Here is a 19,090-nt window from a genome sequence, read left to right as displayed (position 1 = left end):
CCATATTATCCAGCAGTCACTTTAATGACCTGCTCGATACGCTCACGCGCTGCTCCGGTAAGCCTCTTGATTCCCAAGATCCTTGCTATTTCAAGGGGCCTGTCAGAAGCCTGAATCAATGAAGCCAACATCAGTAGCTCTTCGGCTGCGATTTCCTCTACTGATCTCGCATCGTCAAACGTTGCGGGAATGCGATAACTGTTCCAAACAGCGATATCACCTTCCGCTCGCCATACAAATTGCCCGTCGACTGGATCATTTTTCAGATGATGATTCTGTTCGGTAATATCCAGCACTCGATCACGAATCAATCGGCCTGACCGCTGAAAACCGTGAGCGCGTGCAACGCGCTGCACCAATAATGAATCGAGTATCGGAGCTTCTTGAATCAAGACATGCTCAATCAGCTCGGCAAGGACATGGTTGTACTCTTGCGAGTAGAAATCATCGGCCTTTATCCGATCACTCAGACCACTAAAATCCGTCACACGGTATTCGCTTCGTATCGCAGAAACCGGTGAAATTTCACATATTCCAGCACTTTTCAGCTCTGCCAAAACGGGATCAGATTTTAGTGTGGGCAGAGTAGCTGGCTCTGCTAGCGGAGTATCCGCTGCCATCTCGAAAGGCACACTCTTCTCCACTAGCGAAAGCTGAGGAGAATGGGCTGGCGCAGCAAGTTCCACTTCGATAGCCATGCTTGAACGGGAGCTTTCAAGCAAAGCTTCCAGGGCTGCATGCAAACGATCCAGTGCGCCCGCTTTATCAATCCACCATTCAGTCGACCAGAGCCGCACAAGATTCCAGCCTAAGCCCTTGAGAATCGCGCTGCGGACCTTGTCTCGATCCCTGGCAGTCGCTGCACTGTGATACGTCGCGCCATCACACTCAACGCCGACCAGATAATCGCCGGGCCTGTCCGGATGGACGATTCCAAGATCAATACGGAAACGAGAAACGCCGATTTGTGGCACCACCTGCCAGCCCTTTCGTCTGAGGCCTTGAGCTACAGCCTCTTCAAACGGCGAATCATATCCACCCACCGATCCTTGTACGGCCTCAGCCAGCGCTCGCGGCCCACGCTGAGCGAACTCGATGAAATGTTTCAAGTCACGCACTGCCCGAGCGTTGGTGCGATTCAGGTCAACCATGGACGAGTCAAATGAGGAAAACACGAGCATCTCGCGTCGTGCGCGGGTAATGGCGACGTTCAGTCGACGCCATCCACCTTCCTTGTTGAGCGGGCCAAAGTTCATCGACATCACCTGGGCACCAGGCTCAGTCGGGCCATAACCAACACCCAGCATGATCAGGTCACGCTCATCGCCTTGCACCGTTTCAAGATTTTTGACAACGACAGGCTCTGGGAGATCATCCTGAAAAAAAGCTTCAATGTGCGGGTGTTGCTGGCGTGCCCTATCCAGTAGATCAGTAATAAGTCTTTGCTGATCGGTATTGAGCGTGATGATCCCGATCGAATGCCCGGCAGCAACAAAGGCGGGATCAGTCAAACGCTTCACTGTTTCAGCTACGATTGCTTCTGCTTCCGCTTGGTTATGCCGACCTTTACCCTTCGCATAGACACCCTCAACTCGACGCCATTCAACAGCGCTTGCACGGGTTTGCGCGGCAGGGAAGGTAATCAGGTTACTGTCGTAGTAACGATGATTGGAGAACGCAATCAAACTCTCATGACGGCTTCGGTAGTGCCAACTGAGACTGTGGCTTGGAATCCCGGCGCCCAGGCACTCGTCCAGGATGCTTTCCATGTCCTCTGCCGTATCATCATCTTCAGATGCAGAAGCGCCACGGTTGAAGAAGTTAGTCGGCGGCATTTGTCGAGGGTCACCGGCGATTACAACCTGCTTACCTCTAGCGATGGAGCCAATGGCATCCCATGGGGCAATCTGGGACGCCTCATCAAAAATGACCAAATCAAAAAGCGCCTGATCGGGCGGTAAATACTGCGCAATAGAAAGCGGGCTCATCAGCATGCAAGGAGCCAGCCTGGACATTGCATCGCCCATTTCCGCTGCAAGCTGGCGTACCGGCTTGTGGCGTCGCGATTTTTGCAGTTCATGTTTGAGGATGCCGAAACCACCCTGCTTGCCTATTTCGTTCTTGGACGGAATCAGACCGCAAAGCTTTGCACGCACATAACGAACCGTCAGCCTGGAAAGCTCGTCATCCAGTCGGCCAAATGCCTCAATATCACTGATATGCTCTGCTGGAACGAAATTGCGCAGCAGCGGCTGCGAATCAATCACGACCGTTGCAAACCATCGGGCGTAAGCCGTTTCGAAAGCGTCGCTGGTGCCACCTTCGGGCAGCGCATTGATGGTTAGCGCATCGGTAAGCGGTTGCAAACCGAGCGCTATCGCCTCCTCCCGAACCCTGGACCAATCGCACCATGCCTTGAGCTTCGTCTCTTGCTCTACGATGGCGTTAGCGGTATTGAGCAGTGGCTCGATCGTGACCTTGGCATCAACGGAGTTGCCCGCAAGCTCGTTGAACCGACCAGATATCTGATTGAAACGAGAAAGAGCATCCTTCAGTTGATGCAAAGCCGAGTCGATAAACCCGCCTCCACCGAGCAACTCATTGGCTTCAACTACCAATTTTGCTGTAGCGCTTCGCAGGGTGATCAGATCCTCGGGAGAACTCGAGAGCACACTGATCATTGCGCGGATGCGCTCGCTTAGCTCAACCGAGGTGGTGATGAGCGACGTATCACTGAATACGCCATTCCACCCGGGTATTGATATCAAGTCCGCAGAGAGAGCATCCAGCGACGTGAGCAAGGTACGCATATTGAAAAGCTTTGGCAGGTCAGACTCCGTATCCGGCAGTCCGGATACACGGCCTTCGGAAGCCAAACGCTTTGTCACTTTCTTCTTTGCCAGCGTCGCGAATATCCAGAATTTACGCTGCGCTTGATCCCAATCGTTCTTTATTTGCTCGAGATTGAGCCCCCGACAGGCCTCCTCCACATACGGCAAAGACAATGATTGCACTATCGTTCGATATTCATCTAAAAGCTGAACTGCTCGCTTTGCCGCAACGACTTTCGCATTCACATTGAGAGTGAAGGCAAACGTCAGATCCAGACCGTTCGCGTCGATCAAGAGTGATACGAACTTGGCCAACTGGGCAAGGTCATCGCTCTGCGCAACCAATAGGGAGAGATTGGTTGCTTTAAGAAGGCTAACGCTCGCCGCCTTCAACTCCTGGATCGCCACAGGCAGCGTTCGTGCGGTGGCAACGATCGCCTCTTGCCAACCGTTCGACCACTCAGTACGACACAACAACCCAAAGCTACTGGAAAGATCCCGCGCCGCATGACTGTTAAGATCAAGGCGCCTCGCTACATCCCGAAACTGTGCATATATGACAGCGTCATGCACTGTTCCTTCAGGCCAGGCAAGACGAGGTGTGGCTGAAGTCCCATCACGAACAACACGACCAATCGCCTGATGTACAGATAAGCCATTTGGCCAACGCCGATGTAATAGCTCAACGACCGCATTCAGTTTATTTCGTAACTTGAGTATTTTCGCTGTTTCTCCAGCCCACTCCTCAGCAGTCAGCGTGTCACGCACGTCCCAGGCACGCTCCAATTGCTTGAGCACTTCGACTTTTGAAGTCTTGCTCGAGTGGAGTTCCAGGCAGAACTCACCTAAGCCCTTTTCTTCCAGTCGACGATAGACAACATCCAGAGCAGCCATTTTCTCGGCGACAAACAGCACCCTGCGTCCCAAGGCCAGGTTATGAGCGATCATATTGGCAATAGTTTGCGACTTTCCTGTTCCTGGTGGTCCGTCGAGTACAAAGTCACAACCACTGGCCGAAGCGACTACGGCCGCAAGCTGGGAAGAGTCAGCCGGCAATGGCGTAAATAAATTGGCCGGATCGACTTTGGCGTCCAGTTCATCAGGTCGTGGAAACTCGCCTGACGAAGTGAATCCTGCTCCGCCTGCTGTGCGCTCCAGCAAATGCTTGACCAGTGGGCTTTGTAGAAGCTGCTCAGAGCGAGCAGCCAAGTCCTGCCACATCAGATATTTGGCAAAGGAGAAGGTACCCAGGACGAGTTCGGTAGTCACCTCAAATCCAGGAACATCCCGGACTGCCCGTCGCACTGTATTCCAAATACCTTCAACATCGATGCCGCTCTCATCGGTAGGAAGCTCTCCCTCCAATCCCGGGATCACCAGTTCAAAGTCGTGCCGAAGTAGCTCAAGCAACGTCAAATTGAAGCGTGGTTCATCCTCAAGCAGGGTCATCGTCACGCCAGACAGCGCGCTTTTTCGATCAAGTTTGACCGGAAGCAATATGAGTGGCGCCGAATAGGTTTTTGGGTCGTCCGCAGTTTTTTTCCACTTCAGAAACCCGATCGCCAAGAACAGTGTGTTGGCGCCACCTTCGTCAAGGTCGCTACGAGCCTTACGATACAGTTCGATCAAGGCAACTTCGAGTTTGCTCTTCTCTAAAGTGGCCAGCACCTCACCGCGTGTTAAAGCTGTACGTGCATACTCATCGCGTAAAATTTCTCGATTCTGCTGTTCGTAGAGCGCTGCATCTCTACCTCCGGCTTCCAGATCAGGTATCGAGACGATCCGAATGCGCTTACCACTGGCAAGTTGATCTTCTAGTACGGCAGGATCCGGGCATATCAGACGAACACCTTTTGCACTATCGGGTAAATGCAAGAGCCGGTTACGCGTCGTGAGATCCAACAGTTTTCTTTGCCAGAGCGTGAGCTTTCCCGCTGGGCTATCGACTTCAGAAGATATCTCCACGTCAAAGCCTGGAAGGACAGGTGCATCCTCTAACGCCTCGAATGCTTGCGGTTCATTGCTGTCGTCAACCTTTAGCGAGGTCGATGACATCGCCAGAGGGCGAATGCGTTGCATCCGGGCACGATGTATATCAACCGCCATGATGAAATCATCATCATTGATCTGGCGCTCAGCGTTGGACACGGCTTGGCTGAAGCTTGGTACGGGCATCTGGGTTGCCAGCGTGGTTTCAAAAACCAGAATTTCTTTTAGATCTATCCGTTTTCGTACAGCCGAAGCTTCATCAGTGATGAGTTGAGAAAACTCCTGCGGCTGCAGCCACACGCCGACAAACGCGTGTCCCTTGGTCAGGATCAATAAAGCATTGAGCCCTGCCTGTTCCAACGCCGCCGCAAAAAGCAATGCGGTATCCAGACAAGTAGCCACGCCACCTTCCAGAATCAAACCAGGTGTTCGTACCTTCTGCCCTTGAGTTTCAAAACTCGCGGGAGGCAGGGCGTAACTCAACCTAAGGCCACACACCGCTGACCATATAGCTGAAGCCAGCTCCCAGGTTCTGGTTCTCGATTGGCCGGAATACCCGTCAATGCCATCTTTCTTCCCGGCACGACGCAACACATCAGCAGCAGATTTCAATACTCGATCCACAGCAGGATCATTTGGCATCGCAAACGCGGCCAAAAGCTCTGGCATGGAAAGGAGGCCTCCCCATTCATTTTTCGCCAAAAGCTCAACGGGAAACGATTGGCTATAAAGCACTTCGCCTTTACAACTAAGGCGCAGGATTACACTCGCGTTAAGACTTTCAGCCAGGTCAGCCAAATATCCAGCATTGAGGTTCAGATTGCGCTCAGCAATGTGAAGACTTGAATCTTTGCTCAGACGGTCAAGACGCCAAGTCCGCGCTTCCAGAAATGGCGGATCGGCAACGAGTTCAAGAACAAGATCGTTGTAATCGGTACCACCATCGTTGAGCACAGCAAGCTCTCGCATCACTGGCACAGCATTTTGGTGGGAGGCAAAGCCAATTTTGCTGGCAATCACTCCTTCGATCTTGATGGTCATCAACCATTACTCCATGGTGAGCGCAGTCACGCTTATCTGAAAAGTGCTGTAATTAAGAAAAAAGGGGACAGAAAAAAGGGAAAAATGGGACAGTTTATTTTTATGCGCCTCAACGTCGCCCTATAGAGGCTAGAAAAATAAATCCGTTCCCTTTTCCTTCCCTTTTCCCCTATAGCTTGTTTTGCCTCGTCGCCACAGCCGCCCCCCCTGCTCGCGGCAAATCCAAAACAGGCAATTCCGAAGGCAGATTCAACGCCCGCAACACAGCTAAATCATACCCATACACATCAGGTTTAAACGCCACCCGACCATCGTTACTCAGGTCCACTGTCCAATAGGCTAATAGCACCGGCACTTTTACCGGGAGTCTGATGTTTTCTGTCTTGCCGTTGGCTAACTGCGTCTGAATCGCGGCGGTATTCCAACGAGCCGGGTCGTTGAACAGCAGTTCTACCAGCTGCAGCGGATTTTCGACCCTGATGCAGCCGGAACTGGTGGCGCGGCGTGATTGAGCGAACAACTCCCGATGAGGGGTGTCGTGGAGATAAATCGCGTAGTCATTGGGAAAACGAATGACCACCTGGCCGAGAGAGTTGTCGGGGCCGGCATCCTGACGGAGGGTGATGCCGCGCGGGTTGTGCCAATCGATGGTCGACGGATCGACGACAGCTCCTTGCCTGTCGAGGGCTCGAATGCGGTTTGCGTCAAGGTAATGAGGGTCTTTTAGAATCTTGGGAAGCATGTCTTTGACGAGAATCGTCGGGGGCACTGTCCAGGTAGGATTGAAGGTTATGTAAGTAATCTCGGACTGAAATACCGGTGTGCTGCGGAAAGGTTTACCGACCTGTACACGAGAGCGCCAGATAGCCTTGCCATCGCGATAGAGCGCGACCTTGTATCCGGCGATATCGACGATGACGAAGGTTCCCTGAAGTTTGTACAGCAGCCAACGTGCTCGCTCCATGTTCACCCGGACCTGGTCTATCCGTGCCTCTATCGGTATGTTCAGCGCGGCGAGTGTCGCCGCCCCCACGACGCCGTCCACCGGAAGGTATTGCTCGGCTTGAAACTTTTTAACCGCCGATGCAACGGTTTCGTCGTAGTCAGTCGGTGTTGCGGTTGGCTCGTTCAGATAACCACCCGCCGTCAAACGGGTGCGCAACACCGCTATTGAGGCGTCGGTCACGCCTGGCTTGAGGACCTGTCCTGCAGCAATCAACGGCCAGCCACCGCTGTCTCGAACCCTGCGCAATTGCGCCAGCCCCTCTCGCAACCTGCCGTAAATCGCATTTTGTGGCGGCGCTTGATTGAACGCGCGCGCTACGTCATGGGTTTCGATTGCATCGAAGAAGCCTTTGACGTCTTCGCGAGGATCGACGTCGACTGGATCGAAGTTCCAGTGTATTTCCAGCCGGGAGGGATCGACTTTGCCGCGCCGCAACTGGAGCAACGCCGTAATGTAAGTCTGGGTGGCGGCTATATCAAAGGTCGCACGCTGTGCGGGGGTTGGCGCCGTTGTGCGCATCGACGCTTCGGCCCTGGTCAGTTCTGCGATACGGAAATCACCAGGGTCCAGGCCGTCAGTTTGAGTGTCGTTCAGGCTTTTCAACAGCTGGGCTACATCTCTATCGTTTGTCCAGGCAGCACGAAAGCTTCGCCGAGCATAAAAATCGGCGACCGCACGACTGACATCCACGCGTTGGTGGCCTGGTGAGGTGGCAGGTAGAGGGGCTGGCATTGAGCCCACTGGGGCGAGAATGGCCTGGACCGCTTGGGCGACGGCGTCGTTTGGTGCAACGTCAATGACACCATATGGCGGAGTTAACAGCGAAATCGGCGAAGACTGTGCTGTCGCCGAGCTGCCGATCAGCAGTCCCATAAAAAAGACGCGGCTTAACCTGGATAAATTTGATAGCTGCCGCATGGATAATCCTTAATTCCCCGTACATAAGGGCTAGCATCCGTCACACTGCTAGACTCGTATAAATCGCGATGAGATACGTACATGACGCTAGACCGCTTCGGCCTTTTAAGGACGGCCATGCTGCTGATGTCCATTTCTGTAGAGGCAGCCTACGCCGATTCGCTTGAGGCCGCGCTGGTCAAAGCGGCGCCAGACGCTAACGCCAAGGTTATCGCGTTGGCCGTGCGTGCGTCTCAGTGCCGATTGGCACAAGGCGAAGTACCTGCCCAAAGACTCGCCGTGATTGATTATTCTCTTCCCTCGACCGAGCAGCGGCTGTGGGTTTTTGACCTGAAACGCCGCACATTACTGTTTCATGAACTGGTCGCCCACGGTCGAAACAGTGGCGAGAATATGGCCAGTCAATTTTCCAACCAGAATGAAAGCCTGGCTACCAGTCTTGGCTTGTACCGGACGCGCTCAACCTATGTCGGTCAAAATGGTTATTCCTTGCGCATGGAGGGATTGGAACCTGGTTTCAATGATCGTGCATTCGACCGGGCGATTGTCATTCACGGGGCGCCGTATGTCAGTCGCGACCTGGCGCGGTTGAACGGCCGTATTGGTAGAAGTCTGGGTTGCCCGGCCGTGCGTCCGGCTATTGCGCATCAACTGATCGACTCGATGAAAGATGGGCAGTTGCTGTTTTCTTATTATCCTGATCGGCAGTGGCTGAACTCTTCTTCGTTTATCAATTGCGATAAGTCTACTGTGGCTGAAGTGTCTAAACCGGGTACAGGCTATTAAGTTGACTTCGCTGCCCTCTGGTGGGCGTCCATCGTCGCAGCGGGTGAGCCCAATCAACGATCCAAATTGATATCGTGATTGAGCCCGTGCCGGCTGATGTTACTTCGGCTGCTCCACGGTGCGCAGATAGGGCTTCAACGTCTTGAAGCCCTGCGGGTATTTCTTCCTGGCCTCCTCGTCGGACACCGAAGTGGGAATGATGACGTCCTCACCCGGCCGCCAGTTCACCGGGGTGGCGACTGTGTGTTTGGCGTTTAATTGCAGCGAATCGAGCAGGCGCAACACTTCGTCGAAGTTGCGCCCGGCACTCATCGGGTAAATCAGCATCGCCTTGACCTTCTTGTCCGGGCCGACGATGAACACCGAGCGCACCGTAGCGTTGTCCGCGGCGGTCCGTGGGCCGCCACTGGCATTCGGATGAATCATGTCGTAGAGCTTCGCCACTACCAGGTTTTCGTCGCCGATCATGGGGTAGTTAACCGCATGCCCCTGGGTTTCCTTGATGTCGCCGGCCCAGGCCTGGTGATCACTGACCGGGTCGACGCTAAGTCCGACTACTTTGGTATTGCGTTTGTCGAACTCCGGCTTGAGCTTGGCCATATAACCGAGTTCGGTGGTACAGACAGGCGTGAAATCCTTCGGATGCGAGAACAGGATGGCCCATTTGTCGCCAATCCACTCGTGGAAATGGAGAGGACCTTCGGTGCTTTCGGCGGTGAAATCCGGTGCTTCGTCACCAATGCGAATTGCCATGTTCGGTCTCCTTGCTGTGACTGGGAGGGTAGCTGTCAGCACACTGACTGCTGTTGCGACGGCGTTCGAGTATCTGCGTCGAACCTGTCGGCGCGGATCAGTATAGGAGACATACCAGGACAAGGCGCAAACCAGGCCATTCCCTCGGTAGGCAGGGAAACATGGGGGCACGAGACCACGACTTCCTGTCGCAGCCATCAGCAGGTATTGCATCGGGATCAGATCTAAGACACGCATAACACCGATCGCGCCCGCGCCCACAGTACTTGCCGATCCTTCAGGCCGTTAAGCCCACCGTTGATCTTCCGGGTGATGCCCTCGAAGTCATCACGATCCGCCAGGGCATTCAGCTCGCGCACCCACCAGAACCAAGCAGCCGACTCGGCAGCCCACTGCGGCAACTCGAGTAGCTCGGGAGTCAGCAGCAGACGCTCATCGCCAAACAGTGCCAGGCTGCATTTTTGGTAGTTGTCCCGGCCGGTCACCTGAATCAGACCGCGACCGCGATAGCGCGGTCCATCACCTTCCGAGGTGTTGCCCAGTCTCGCAGCCAGTGTCCCGGTGTCGTACTTGCTCAGGTACTGATCGTCGCCTAGTTCGCGGACATACTGCAGTTGACCGGACTCGTGGCCTATCTGAGCCAGGAAGGCCGCCTGACGCTTCGGTGTATTGATCTGCCGATGTGCCATGGCAGTATTTAGTTCGAATACAAAAACGCCCGCTTGGTGGCGGGCGTCGGGCATGATATCGAGTAGTTGCTGTTGAGTTACTTGCATAGTTTCTCCCGATAAAAAAAGACCGTTCCCTCATAAGTAATTCGAGATCAATGCTATCAGTAATGCAGGTGTTTCTGCCCGAGCCTTACTATTAGCAATCATTGCAACTCCAGTACTTTGAGCTCTCTTTAGCCTTTGCTTTCCGGCCGCATTGGCCTCCTTCCCTCGCCAAAATTGCATCCAACAGTCGTGCTCCAACCGGCCTGGGTATAGACGTGCTCAGACTGCTGATGCGGCCATCCCAATAGTGCGTCCGAGCGTACAAAGTCAAAAAGCGGGGCTCGGCATCCACCTGAACGATCTGGCTGACTAAATTGACCGACAGCGGGAGAACGCTACCCGTGAGCAGGCGTAGCTGAGGGGGCGCAATGACTAACCTCCAGATACAAATCAGCTCTCAACTCCTTGAGCAAGAACAAAAATTTCATCATATGGTTGGACGCAGTCACCCTAGCTGCAAGCCAAACGAAAAAGGGCTGACACAGGGCCTTTTTTATACATATAGAATATGCATAATGACAACATTCAGAATTCAGTATGACCAGGCGAAAAACGTCGCGAACAAGAAGAAACACAAGGTGAGCCTGGCAGATACCGAGGCCGTGTTTTACGACGACATGGCCCTTGCGCGTGAGGACAATGATCATGATGAAAAGCGGTGGATTATCATGGGGCAAGATGCCTGCGGCCGTGTACTCGTCGTTGCATACACCTACCGCGAGCCAGATTTCGTTCGCATCATCAGCGCACGAATAGCCTCCAAAAATGAACTGAGTCAGTACCTGGAGGGTTGACCGATGAAAGAAGAATACGATTTCAGCACAGCCAAGCGTGGCCCGGTTGCGAGCAGCAAAAGCAAAACCCGCATCACCATCATGCTCGATGACGACGTGATCGAGGCTGCTCGCGAGTGCGCCGAAAGTGCCGGCACTGGATATCAAACCGTCATCAACAACCTATTGCGTCAGGCCCTGGTATCTCAGACTGCCCACACGCTGGCACCAGCAGCCCGAAAACGGACCCGAATGGTCAGACCCTACGCAAACGGTATTACCCGGTCCGATGTGAAGGACCTGGAGAAACAGCTAGCCGCGATGGCTGAAGAATTACATAAAATGATGGATGCATCCAAACCCGGCAAAGCCAAGGCATCGGTATGAACTGAGAGAAAAAATGGGGACAGGCCACGGTTTTCGGTTTTTCGGGAAGAAATTGTGGTCTGAGAATCATCTAGCCATGCACCAGTACGACGAAGCCGGCCTGGCAGAAAGCTTCGGCGAAGCGCTCGATGCCGTGGTACTTGGTGCCGGCGTAGCCGTGCGCCATAGTGATGGCCGGATGAGGGCCCGTGCCTTCGGGGACGAATAGCCGGCGCCGGGGTTGATGCCGCCATCAGCCGGGAAGGACACATTGGTTCTGCTGACCATGCAAGTGGGTCTCTCGTTAGTTGGCGTTCTTCGCGATGAAGCTTGCCGTCGCCGAAATCAACTCATCAACCTGCTTCTCGTCCTGGAACGCATTGAAAAAGTGATCCATCGGCCTGACGAACAGTTCGCCCTCGCCGTGGTGGTAGCGGATCAGGCTCTGGCCCAAGGCGGGTTGCGGGAAGACGATATCGTCCTTCGTGCCGACGGCGACGAACAGCGGGCCGTCATAGCCGGCGATCTCCGCAGCCGGAACCAGGGTGAGCAGACTGACGAAGAAAGCCGACTTGACCTTGAGCGGCTGCCCCTGCGGCATCGGCAACTCCACCGGCTTGTCACCGCTGGCCAGGGCCTCTTTGATCTTCTCGGCCCCCCACAGCAGCGGGAACGACGCCGGCATGTTGGTCGCCGGATTCCACAGCGCTACGGCGTCCAGTTTATGCGATGTACGGGCCGCCACTGCGGTAGACACGGCACCGCCCATGCTCCAGCCGACCAGAGCCATTCGGTTGGCATCGACGCGGCCGGAGTTGGCGAGGTAGTCGAGCGCGCCCAGTCCGTCCGCTACATGCGCGTCCAGCGTGGCGTCTGCGCTATCTCCATCGCTGGCGCCGCCGGCGAAGCGATAGTCGATACGCAGACTGGCGATACCCTGGTCGGCCCAGATGCGCGCGGCGCGTGCAAAGATCCCCTCATTGACAGCAGGTATCTTCACTTCATCCCGGCTACCACCAAAGCTGTGCAGCAGCAGAGCGACCGGTGGTTTTTCCACGCCCTCGGGCAGGTTGAGTGTACCGACAACCTTCATGCCATCTACTGTGAAGGTGACGGTTTGCTCGGCTGCTTGGGCAAACACGGAAAAGACGAGAAGAGCGATGGCCAGTGCCGTACGGCTAAGAGAGGTGAACATGATGAATTCCTCAAGGATGATGGGCGGGTTGTATCTCGTCCGTTTACTGATCGGTTGAGGACTTCGCGTTCTTGTTGGCCGAAGATTGGCTGAGCAGCCCGACGCCGCTATACCACAGCGGGCCGAGGTTAATTCGGTTGGGATAGAGCTTGATCATCTGGTCAAAGTATTCACGAGGAGTCGGCTTCTGCGCCAGTAGCCGTTGTGCATCCAGCAGGTACTGGCGGGTTTCATCCAGGATGGCCGGATCGTCGGGGAGGGATTTCTGCTTGTGGCCCGCAACCACAGCACGTGGTTTGAGCGCCTTGACGCGATCTATCGCCTCTATCCAGGACTGCAGGCCGCCGTGCCCGCCTTCGAGCAGGTACTGATGCACACCGTTGTAGGCGACATCGCCGGCCACCACCAGGCCGATGGCAGGCACATGCAAGACGGTGGTGTCGTCGGTGTCGGTGTGGCCGACCTCGACCGGGAGAACGACATTGCCTTCCAGCAGGAAGCCGTCGGCCGGAACCGGTTGGGCAAGAATCGGTGTCTCGCCAATCAGGCCGGGGAAGTCCTTGTCGAACACTCGCTCCCGGCCGACCGTCGCCTGCAGATGCATGAGTTTGATCGTGCCTTCGGTCGCATAGACGGTGACGCCGGGGAACCGCGCCATGAGCTGCTTAGCCCCGAACCAGTGGTCGCCATGCCCATGGGTGACATAGATGTATTTCAGTTGTTTGCCCGAGGCCGCTACCCAGTCAGCGACGCCTTTGGTCTGTTCGAGCGTCATCGGCGGATCGACCAGCACAGCCTCCTTCTCCCCGAAAATCAGGGTGGACGAAATCGGCGAGGATACGACGGGCTCGCCGTTCGGTAGTCGAGCGCCGGAGGCCCGTTGAACCCCATCCGAGACGAAAACCTCGTACGACAGCTTAGTGGTGTTGCCGCCTTGCGCCTTGCCTGCTGCGGGATCGGTGGCATGGGCCAGGCTGGAAATGGCAGCAAAAACAGTGGCGAGCACCGTGGGGGTGGATGTCATGTGCATGATGGAACCTCCATGAGGCTTACTATTTGGATCGCGGTTGCCACGTGTCGGGCGCGACGAAGCCGTCCACTGCACCAGCCTGTTCAGCGCCTCAGTAAGTCTAGACTGGCAAAGCCAAGGCATCGGTATGAGCTGAGAAACTCCGGTTACTCAGGAGCAAGGCACTGTCTCAACTCAGTGCCTTCAACCACACCCATCCCGCATAAGGTCGCCACGTCCTCGCAAATGTGTATACCGGCGCATAGAGTTCCAATATCGATGCCCTGAAGCTATTCATATCCCTAACTAAGGATTCCTCAGGAACAGACCACGACTTCCAGTCGCAGCCTATCCCCAACCCAGTCAATCTCCCTCCAATCCTGATAAACTCCCATATTTACCCAACCTGTGAAATTCCCTAGCCAAGCCCAGCCCGTTCTTCACTTCTGCGCCCAGCTAAAACCGCAATCCAACAGACGTCCCAATGCCTCTAGATCTCGCTCCAACCACCCATCCAGCCCTCTCCCGCCGCTTCAGCGTTGCGCCGATGATGGATTGGACCGATCGCCATTGCCGGTTCTTCCTGCGCCTGCTCTCCAGACACGCCCTGCTCTACACCGAGATGGTCACCACTGGTGCGCTGCTCAATGGCGATCACGACCGTTTCCTGCGTCACAACGAAGCCGAACACCCGCTCGCCCTGCAACTGGGCGGCAGTGTCCCGGCGGATCTGGCCGCGTGCGCCCGCATGGCCCAGGAACACGGTTACGACGAGGTTAACCTCAACGTCGGCTGCCCAAGCGATCGGGTGCAGAACAATATGATTGGCGCGTGCCTGATGGCGCATCCGGCTTTGGTGGCGGATTGTGTGAAGGCGATGCGGGATGTGGTGTCGATTCCGGTGACGGTGAAGCATCGGATCGGGATCAATGGCCGTGACAGTTATGCGCAGTTGTGTGATTTCGTCGGGCAGGTTCGCGACGCTGGTTGTACGAGTTTTACCGTGCATGCGCGGATTGCGATTCTGGAGGGGTTGTCGCCGAAGGAGAATCGGGACATCCCGCCTTTGCGCTATGACGTGGCGGCGCAGTTGAAGGCGGATTTCCCGGAGCTGGAGATTATTCTCAACGGCGGAATCAAGACGCTGGCGGAGTGTCACGAGCATTTGCAGCGCTTTGACGGGGTGATGCTGGGACGCGAGGCGTATCACAATCCTTATGTGATGGCCGAGGTGGATCAGCAGTTGTTCGGCAGTACGGCACCGGTGATTTCCCGGGCGCAAGCGTTGGCGCGCTTGCGGCCTTATATTGCCGAGCATCTGGCGGCTGGCGGGTCGATGCACCATATCACCCGGCATGTGCTGGGGCTGGGCACGGGTTTTCCGGGGGCGCGGCGTTTTCGGCAGTTGTTGTCGGTGGATATCCATAAGGCCAAGGAGCCTTTGGCGTTGCTGGATCAGGCGGCGGAGTTGCTTGAGGGGCGCTAGCGGTCATTTGCCAATGTCTACGTCAAAGACGTATGATCGCTTCCATGCTGACAATCATCGAATCCCCGCTGTTCACCAGGCTCTGGCCGGACTACTGGACTGAAGAAGAACGTGGCGCGTTCATGTCCTACCTGGGGAACAACCCGGATGCCGGCGCGGTGATCCCCGGGTCTGATGGATGTCGCAAAGTGCGCTGGAGCATGGATGGCCGCGGCAAAAGCGGCGCGGTCAGAATTATTTACACCGCGCAACTTGCCAGCGGAGCTTTGGTCACATTACTGATCTACGGCAAAGGCGCCACAGAGAACATCCCCGCGCACATCCTGCGCAAAATCGCAAAGGAGCTGAATCATGCCCCTGACTGAAAAAGAACTGATGGAACGGGATGCCAAACGCAATATCGGCGAAGAGCTACTTGCGTCCATTCTTGAGGTCAAAGCTGGCCGCCATGGCGACGTTCATAAGGTTGAGGTGACCGAGGCTGCCGAAGCGCGGAGCAAAACCGGGCTTTCGCAGCCAAGGTTTGCCGAGCTGCTGGGAGTGTCTGTACGCACTCTGCAGGAGTGGGAACAAGGACGGCGATCCCCTTCTGGCGCTGCTCGGTCGCTGCTGCACATTGCAGCGCTTCGACCAGATGTTTTCCGGGATGTATTGGCGAACTAAAGATGCGTTTGCGGATGCTCATGGAACACTAACAGTCAATTGGTTTGAACCTGCCGAGTGTTTTGACATCGAATTTATCTGGACGACGCCCCGCTATTCAAACATCTGTTTTCAGGTAGTTGCGGTTGGGGCGGTCGTTAAGCATAAGCGCCCTTGAGTGGCTGTCAGCCCTCGGGTAATGTCATTAGACCCACAGGACAGAGCACGCCCATGACTTCCAAGCTGGATCAACTCAAGCAGTTCACCACCGTTGTTGCCGATACTGGCGATTTTGAAGCTATCGCTCGCGTCAAACCGGTGGATGCCACCACCAACCCTTCGCTGCTGCTCAAGGCCGCGGCCATTCCTGGTTATGCCGAGTTGCTGAACGCCTGCGTCAGCGACTGCAAGGGCGATATCGGTCTGGCCAGCGATCGCTTTGCCGTGGCGGTTGGGCAAGAAATCCTGAAAGTGATTCCTGGGCGTATTTCCACTGAAGTGGATGCGCGCCTGTCGTTCGACACTGACGCCGTATTGAAGCGTGCGCACCGTCTGATCGAATTGTATGAAAAAGCCGGTATTGGCCGCGATCGTGTACTGATCAAGGTCGCTTCCACCTGGGAAGGCATCCGCGCCGCCGAACAACTGGAGCGCGAAGGCATCCAGACCAACCTGACCCTGCTGTTCTCCTTCGCCCAGGCGGTTGCCTGTGCCGATGCCGGGGTGTTCCTGATTTCACCGTTCGTGGGCCGGATTTACGACTGGTACAAAAAAACCAGTGGCAACGACTACGCCGGCGCCGATGATCCGGGCGTGCAGTCGGTCACTCGAATCTACAACTACTACAAGGCCAATGACTACAAGACCGTGGTCATGGGTGCCAGCTTCCGTAATCTGAACCAGATCGAGCAGTTGGCCGGCTGTGATCGCCTGACCATCAGCCCGGACCTGCTGGAAAAACTCGCTGCCGACACTGGCAAGCTTGAGCGCAAACTGGCGCCAGGCCACGCAGGCGAACCCCGCCAGAGCCTGACCGAGAGCCAGTTCCGCTGGGCCTCGAACGAGGACGCCATGGCCACCGAGAAGCTTGCCGAAGGTATTCGTCAGTTCGCCCGCGACCAGGAAAAACTCGAAGCGCTGCTGTCCGCCAAGCTCTGATTCCCAAGCTCTGATCGGAAACGGGCAGATGCAAAAAGGGCGAACCCTCGCGGGTTCGCCCTTTTTTATGCGCTGAAGATTGCTGCGATCAGTGACGCTCCAGGGCGTTCACCAGATCGTGGAAAGCTTCGCGATTGGAGTCATTCAAGCCCATGAGGATCTTGTGCGCTTCGAGCACCTTGATCCGCACCACTTCTTCCGACTGATCCTGGGATGGCAGGTCGGTCAGGCTTTCCGGGCACGGAATCGGGCGATCAACGATGTTGAACACCTGATCGAAGCCCATCGACTGCAAAAGCCGGGTGATGTCTTCGTGGGTGGTGACGACAGTCGGCAAGAGGCCGACCTTCTGCCGCGAGAGGATCGACAATTTGGCCAGCAAGCCAAGTGTCGTGCTGTCGATGCTGCGGGTTTCGGTCAGATCGATGACGATCGCTGAAAAATTCAGCGAAGTGAAGATCTTCTCAATAGTCGCATCCAACGCCGAACACAGGGTCAGGCGTACTTCACCGATGAACTTCAGGACGAAAGTCCCATCCTGCTCGGCGAACTGGATTCTACCGGTACTCATTGAAGATTCCTGCTCAACACCAACAGGGCGATATCATCCGGCATCTCCCCTAGCGTGGCCAATCCAAAAACCTGCCGCAGACCATCCAGGCTGCCGCCCGCCGTTCTCACCCTTTCAGGTAAGGCGGCCTCTTTCTCTTTGAGTGTCTGCTCGGGCAAAAGGTCCAAAATGCCATCGGACATCAGCGTCAGGCTGAATACCGGGGGCAATTCCAGTACGTGATCTTCGTAGGTGGCTTCATTGAACAAGCCCACCGGCAGACCACGTCCTTCCAGATAACGAACACTGTCTGGGGTGTACAACACAGGCAATGGCAGGTGACCGCCAATGCTATAGGTCAACAAACCCGTCTCCTCGTCGATGACTCCACCGACCATCGTGACATGTTTGCCCAGCTTACAGCTGATCAGGCCACGGTTGATATGGCCAAGAACTTCCGAAGGCTTGAATTCCGGCAAGGTGCCGTTGCGCTTGGACTCGAACAACAACCGCGTGGTCATGAATTTCAACAGCACCGTCACGAATGCCGAAGATGCGCCATGACCGGAAACGTCTGCCAGATAAAACGCTACCCGACGCTCGTCGACCCGAAAGTAGTCGACAAAATCACCGGAGAGGTACAAAGACGGAATAATCTGATGCGCGAACTGAAACTCATCGATCGACCAGGGACTGACCGGCAACATGTTCATCTGCACCTGACGCCCGGCGTTCTGGTCTTCCTGCAACAGGTTCAGGCTGGCTTCGAGCTCGCGGTTGGCGGTTTCCAGCTTCTCGCGGTAACGCTGGTTTTCCAGCAGCAGACGCGCTCGATCCAGAGCCCGGCGCACAGAGTGCTCGAGCACAGCCAGGTCTTCCAGGGGTTTGATCAGGTAATCCGCCGCACCGAGACGCAAGGCCTCGACAGCGTCGTTCATGACGCCCGCGCCCGAGACCACGATCACTGGCGTTTGCGGTGCAAGCTCGGTCACCTGACGAATCAGCTCGAGTCCGCCCATCTGCGGCATGCGCAGATCGCAGATCACCAAGTCGGGCTTTGCTTGCTCGAATACCTTAAGACCTTGCTGGCCATTGCTGGCCTGAAGGACGCTGAATCCACTGTCTTCCAAATAGGCCGCGAGGCTCGCGCGCACTACTTCGTCGTCATCGATAATCAGCAGCGTGGCACTGGTTTTTTGCATGTGGGCAAACGGCGCCAGAATTAAGTTTGCGTAGGCGGGCTGGGCATTGGCCAGGCTCACTCTACTGGATTCGCTTTCTAGCCTCTCTGAGTCGCAGCCTTTGGAGCTATTGCCCTATTTGCGCGTTAATCAGAGGTGCCCTTCTAAGGCGCAGACGGTACTCCCATCTGCGGGGCGTTTCAAGCTCATGCCGATGGTCTCCTGACGTCTTTACACCACAAATCACCGGGAGTTATAAGAACAGGCAAAACCTTAACGAAATCGAAGGATAGAGCTCATGAGCCAAAATGGTCGTGACTACAGCGAAAAGCGCGACTAGATCCGCATGCGGGTGGATGCCGAGGTCACCCTGATCCACGCCGGACAGGTGATTCCAGCCGTCTGCGTGGACCTTTCCAGCAGTGGCATGCAAGTCCAGGCTCAGCGCTCACTCAAGGTGGGCGACAAGCTCAGCGTACGCATCGACATGCCGCACTGAAGGTCTGGAAGCCGAGACCGAGGTCGTGTGGGTGAGAGAAGCGGACAGCAGCAGTCAGAAACTTGGGCTTACAATCCTGAAAATGAATTAATCACCAAACAAAAACGCCCCGACAAGTCGGGGCGTTTTCA

15 protein-coding genes and 2 pseudogenes are annotated in these 19,090 nt (G+C 55.6%); 8 read left to right on the top strand and 9 right to left on the bottom strand.

Annotation, left to right across the window (positions count from 1 at the left end):
• Window positions 1-5: 5 nt before the first annotated feature.
• Both proA and AC3I0A_RS10110 read right to left on the bottom strand, forming a co-directional pair.
• Window positions 6-5,861 carry an anti-phage protein ProA gene (proA, locus tag AC3I0A_RS10115; RefSeq protein WP_489377590.1) on the bottom strand — a complete coding sequence of 1,952 codons (5,856 nt, stop codon included), beginning with the start codon at window positions 5,859-5,861 and terminating at the stop codon, window positions 6-8.
• 169 nt (window positions 5,862-6,030) lie between these two features.
• Window positions 6,031-7,785, bottom strand: a complete 1,755-nt coding sequence (locus AC3I0A_RS10110) for a L,D-transpeptidase family protein (protein ID WP_489377588.1) — start codon at window positions 7,783-7,785, stop codon at window positions 6,031-6,033.
• A gap of 81 nt (window positions 7,786-7,866) precedes the next feature.
• On the opposite strand from AC3I0A_RS10110, the gene AC3I0A_RS10105 reads away from it, so the two are divergent.
• On the top strand, window positions 7,867-8,571 hold the full coding sequence (locus AC3I0A_RS10105; protein WP_489377586.1) for a murein L,D-transpeptidase catalytic domain family protein: 705 nt from the start codon (window positions 7,867-7,869) through the stop codon (window positions 8,569-8,571).
• A gap of 99 nt (window positions 8,572-8,670) precedes the next feature.
• Here AC3I0A_RS10105 and AC3I0A_RS10100 read toward each other — a convergent pair whose 3' ends face one another.
• Together AC3I0A_RS10100 and AC3I0A_RS10095 are read right to left on the bottom strand one after the other, a co-directional pair.
• Window positions 8,671-9,324, bottom strand: a complete 654-nt coding sequence (locus AC3I0A_RS10100) for a peroxiredoxin (protein ID WP_489377584.1) — start codon at window positions 9,322-9,324, stop codon at window positions 8,671-8,673.
• Between the two features lie 224 nt (window positions 9,325-9,548).
• Entirely contained in the window at window positions 9,549-10,100 is a 552-nt protein-coding gene (locus AC3I0A_RS10095) for a glycoside hydrolase family 19 protein (RefSeq protein ID WP_489377582.1), read from the bottom strand.
• A gap of 515 nt (window positions 10,101-10,615) precedes the next feature.
• Here AC3I0A_RS10095 and AC3I0A_RS10090 point away from each other — a divergent pair.
• Entirely contained in the window at window positions 10,616-10,894 is a 279-nt protein-coding gene (locus AC3I0A_RS10090; RefSeq protein ID WP_489377580.1) for a BrnT family toxin, read from the top strand.
• A gap of 3 nt (window positions 10,895-10,897) precedes the next feature.
• The gene (locus tag AC3I0A_RS10085; RefSeq protein ID WP_489377578.1) at window positions 10,898-11,260 is read left to right on the top strand and encodes a BrnA antitoxin family protein; all 363 of its coding nucleotides are present in this window, start codon (window positions 10,898-10,900) and stop codon (window positions 11,258-11,260) included.
• A 283-nt stretch (window positions 11,261-11,543) separates the two neighbouring features.
• Here AC3I0A_RS10085 and AC3I0A_RS10080 read toward each other — a convergent pair whose 3' ends face one another.
• The 3 genes and pseudogenes from AC3I0A_RS10080 to AC3I0A_RS10070 all read right to left on the bottom strand — a co-directional run.
• Window positions 11,544-12,434 (bottom strand): alpha/beta hydrolase family protein, encoded by an 891-nt coding sequence (locus AC3I0A_RS10080; RefSeq protein ID WP_489377576.1) that lies wholly within the window; start codon window positions 12,432-12,434, stop codon window positions 11,544-11,546.
• Between the two features lie 43 nt (window positions 12,435-12,477).
• A complete protein-coding gene (locus tag AC3I0A_RS10075) occupies window positions 12,478-13,464 on the bottom strand; it encodes an MBL fold metallo-hydrolase (protein ID WP_489377574.1) in 987 nt (328 codons plus the stop codon).
• Between the two features lie 169 nt (window positions 13,465-13,633).
• A pseudogene (locus tag AC3I0A_RS10070) lies at window positions 13,634-13,731 on the bottom strand (tyrosine-type recombinase/integrase); the annotation flags it as partial.
• A gap of 196 nt (window positions 13,732-13,927) precedes the next feature.
• Here AC3I0A_RS10070 and dusA point away from each other — a divergent pair.
• The 4 genes from dusA to tal all read left to right on the top strand — a co-directional run bounded on the left by dusA (window position 13,928) and on the right by tal (window position 16,729).
• A complete protein-coding gene (gene dusA / locus AC3I0A_RS10065) occupies window positions 13,928-14,929 on the top strand; it encodes a tRNA dihydrouridine(20/20a) synthase DusA (protein WP_489377572.1) in 1,002 nt (333 codons plus the stop codon).
• A gap of 44 nt (window positions 14,930-14,973) precedes the next feature.
• Window positions 14,974-15,294, top strand: a complete 321-nt coding sequence (locus AC3I0A_RS10060; protein ID WP_489377570.1) for a transcriptional regulator — start codon at window positions 14,974-14,976, stop codon at window positions 15,292-15,294.
• Window positions 15,281-15,592, top strand: coding sequence for a helix-turn-helix domain-containing protein (locus AC3I0A_RS10055; RefSeq protein WP_489377569.1), 312 nt, complete (start codon window positions 15,281-15,283; stop codon window positions 15,590-15,592). Before AC3I0A_RS10060 ends, AC3I0A_RS10055 begins: the two co-directional genes overlap by 14 nt.
• Window positions 15,593-15,802: 210 nt before the next feature.
• Window positions 15,803-16,729 carry a transaldolase gene (gene tal, locus AC3I0A_RS10050; RefSeq protein WP_489377568.1) on the top strand — a complete coding sequence of 309 codons (927 nt, stop codon included), beginning with the start codon at window positions 15,803-15,805 and terminating at the stop codon, window positions 16,727-16,729.
• An 88-nt stretch (window positions 16,730-16,817) separates the two neighbouring features.
• Here the strand turns inward: tal and rssC are convergent, their stop codons facing one another.
• Together rssC and rssB are read right to left on the bottom strand one after the other, a co-directional pair.
• Window positions 16,818-17,300 (bottom strand): anti-sigma factor antagonist RssC, encoded by a 483-nt coding sequence (gene rssC, locus AC3I0A_RS10045; RefSeq protein WP_489377567.1) that lies wholly within the window; start codon window positions 17,298-17,300, stop codon window positions 16,818-16,820.
• Complete coding sequence (gene rssB / locus AC3I0A_RS10040; RefSeq protein WP_489377566.1) at window positions 17,297-18,481, bottom strand: two-component system response regulator RssB; 1,185 nt, start codon at window positions 18,479-18,481, stop codon at window positions 17,297-17,299. The genes rssC and rssB overlap by 4 nt, the downstream gene beginning before the upstream one ends.
• Before the next feature lie 325 nt (window positions 18,482-18,806).
• Between rssB and AC3I0A_RS10035 the strand changes: the two are divergent.
• Window positions 18,807-19,050, top strand: a pseudogene (locus AC3I0A_RS10035) (PilZ domain-containing protein).
• Window positions 19,051-19,090 lie beyond the last annotated feature (40 nt).

The organism is Pseudomonas sp. KH_024_B2 (assembly GCF_057839965.1).
Note: the sequence above shows the minus strand (reverse complement) of the source record. Positions and strands in the feature narration are given on the sequence as shown.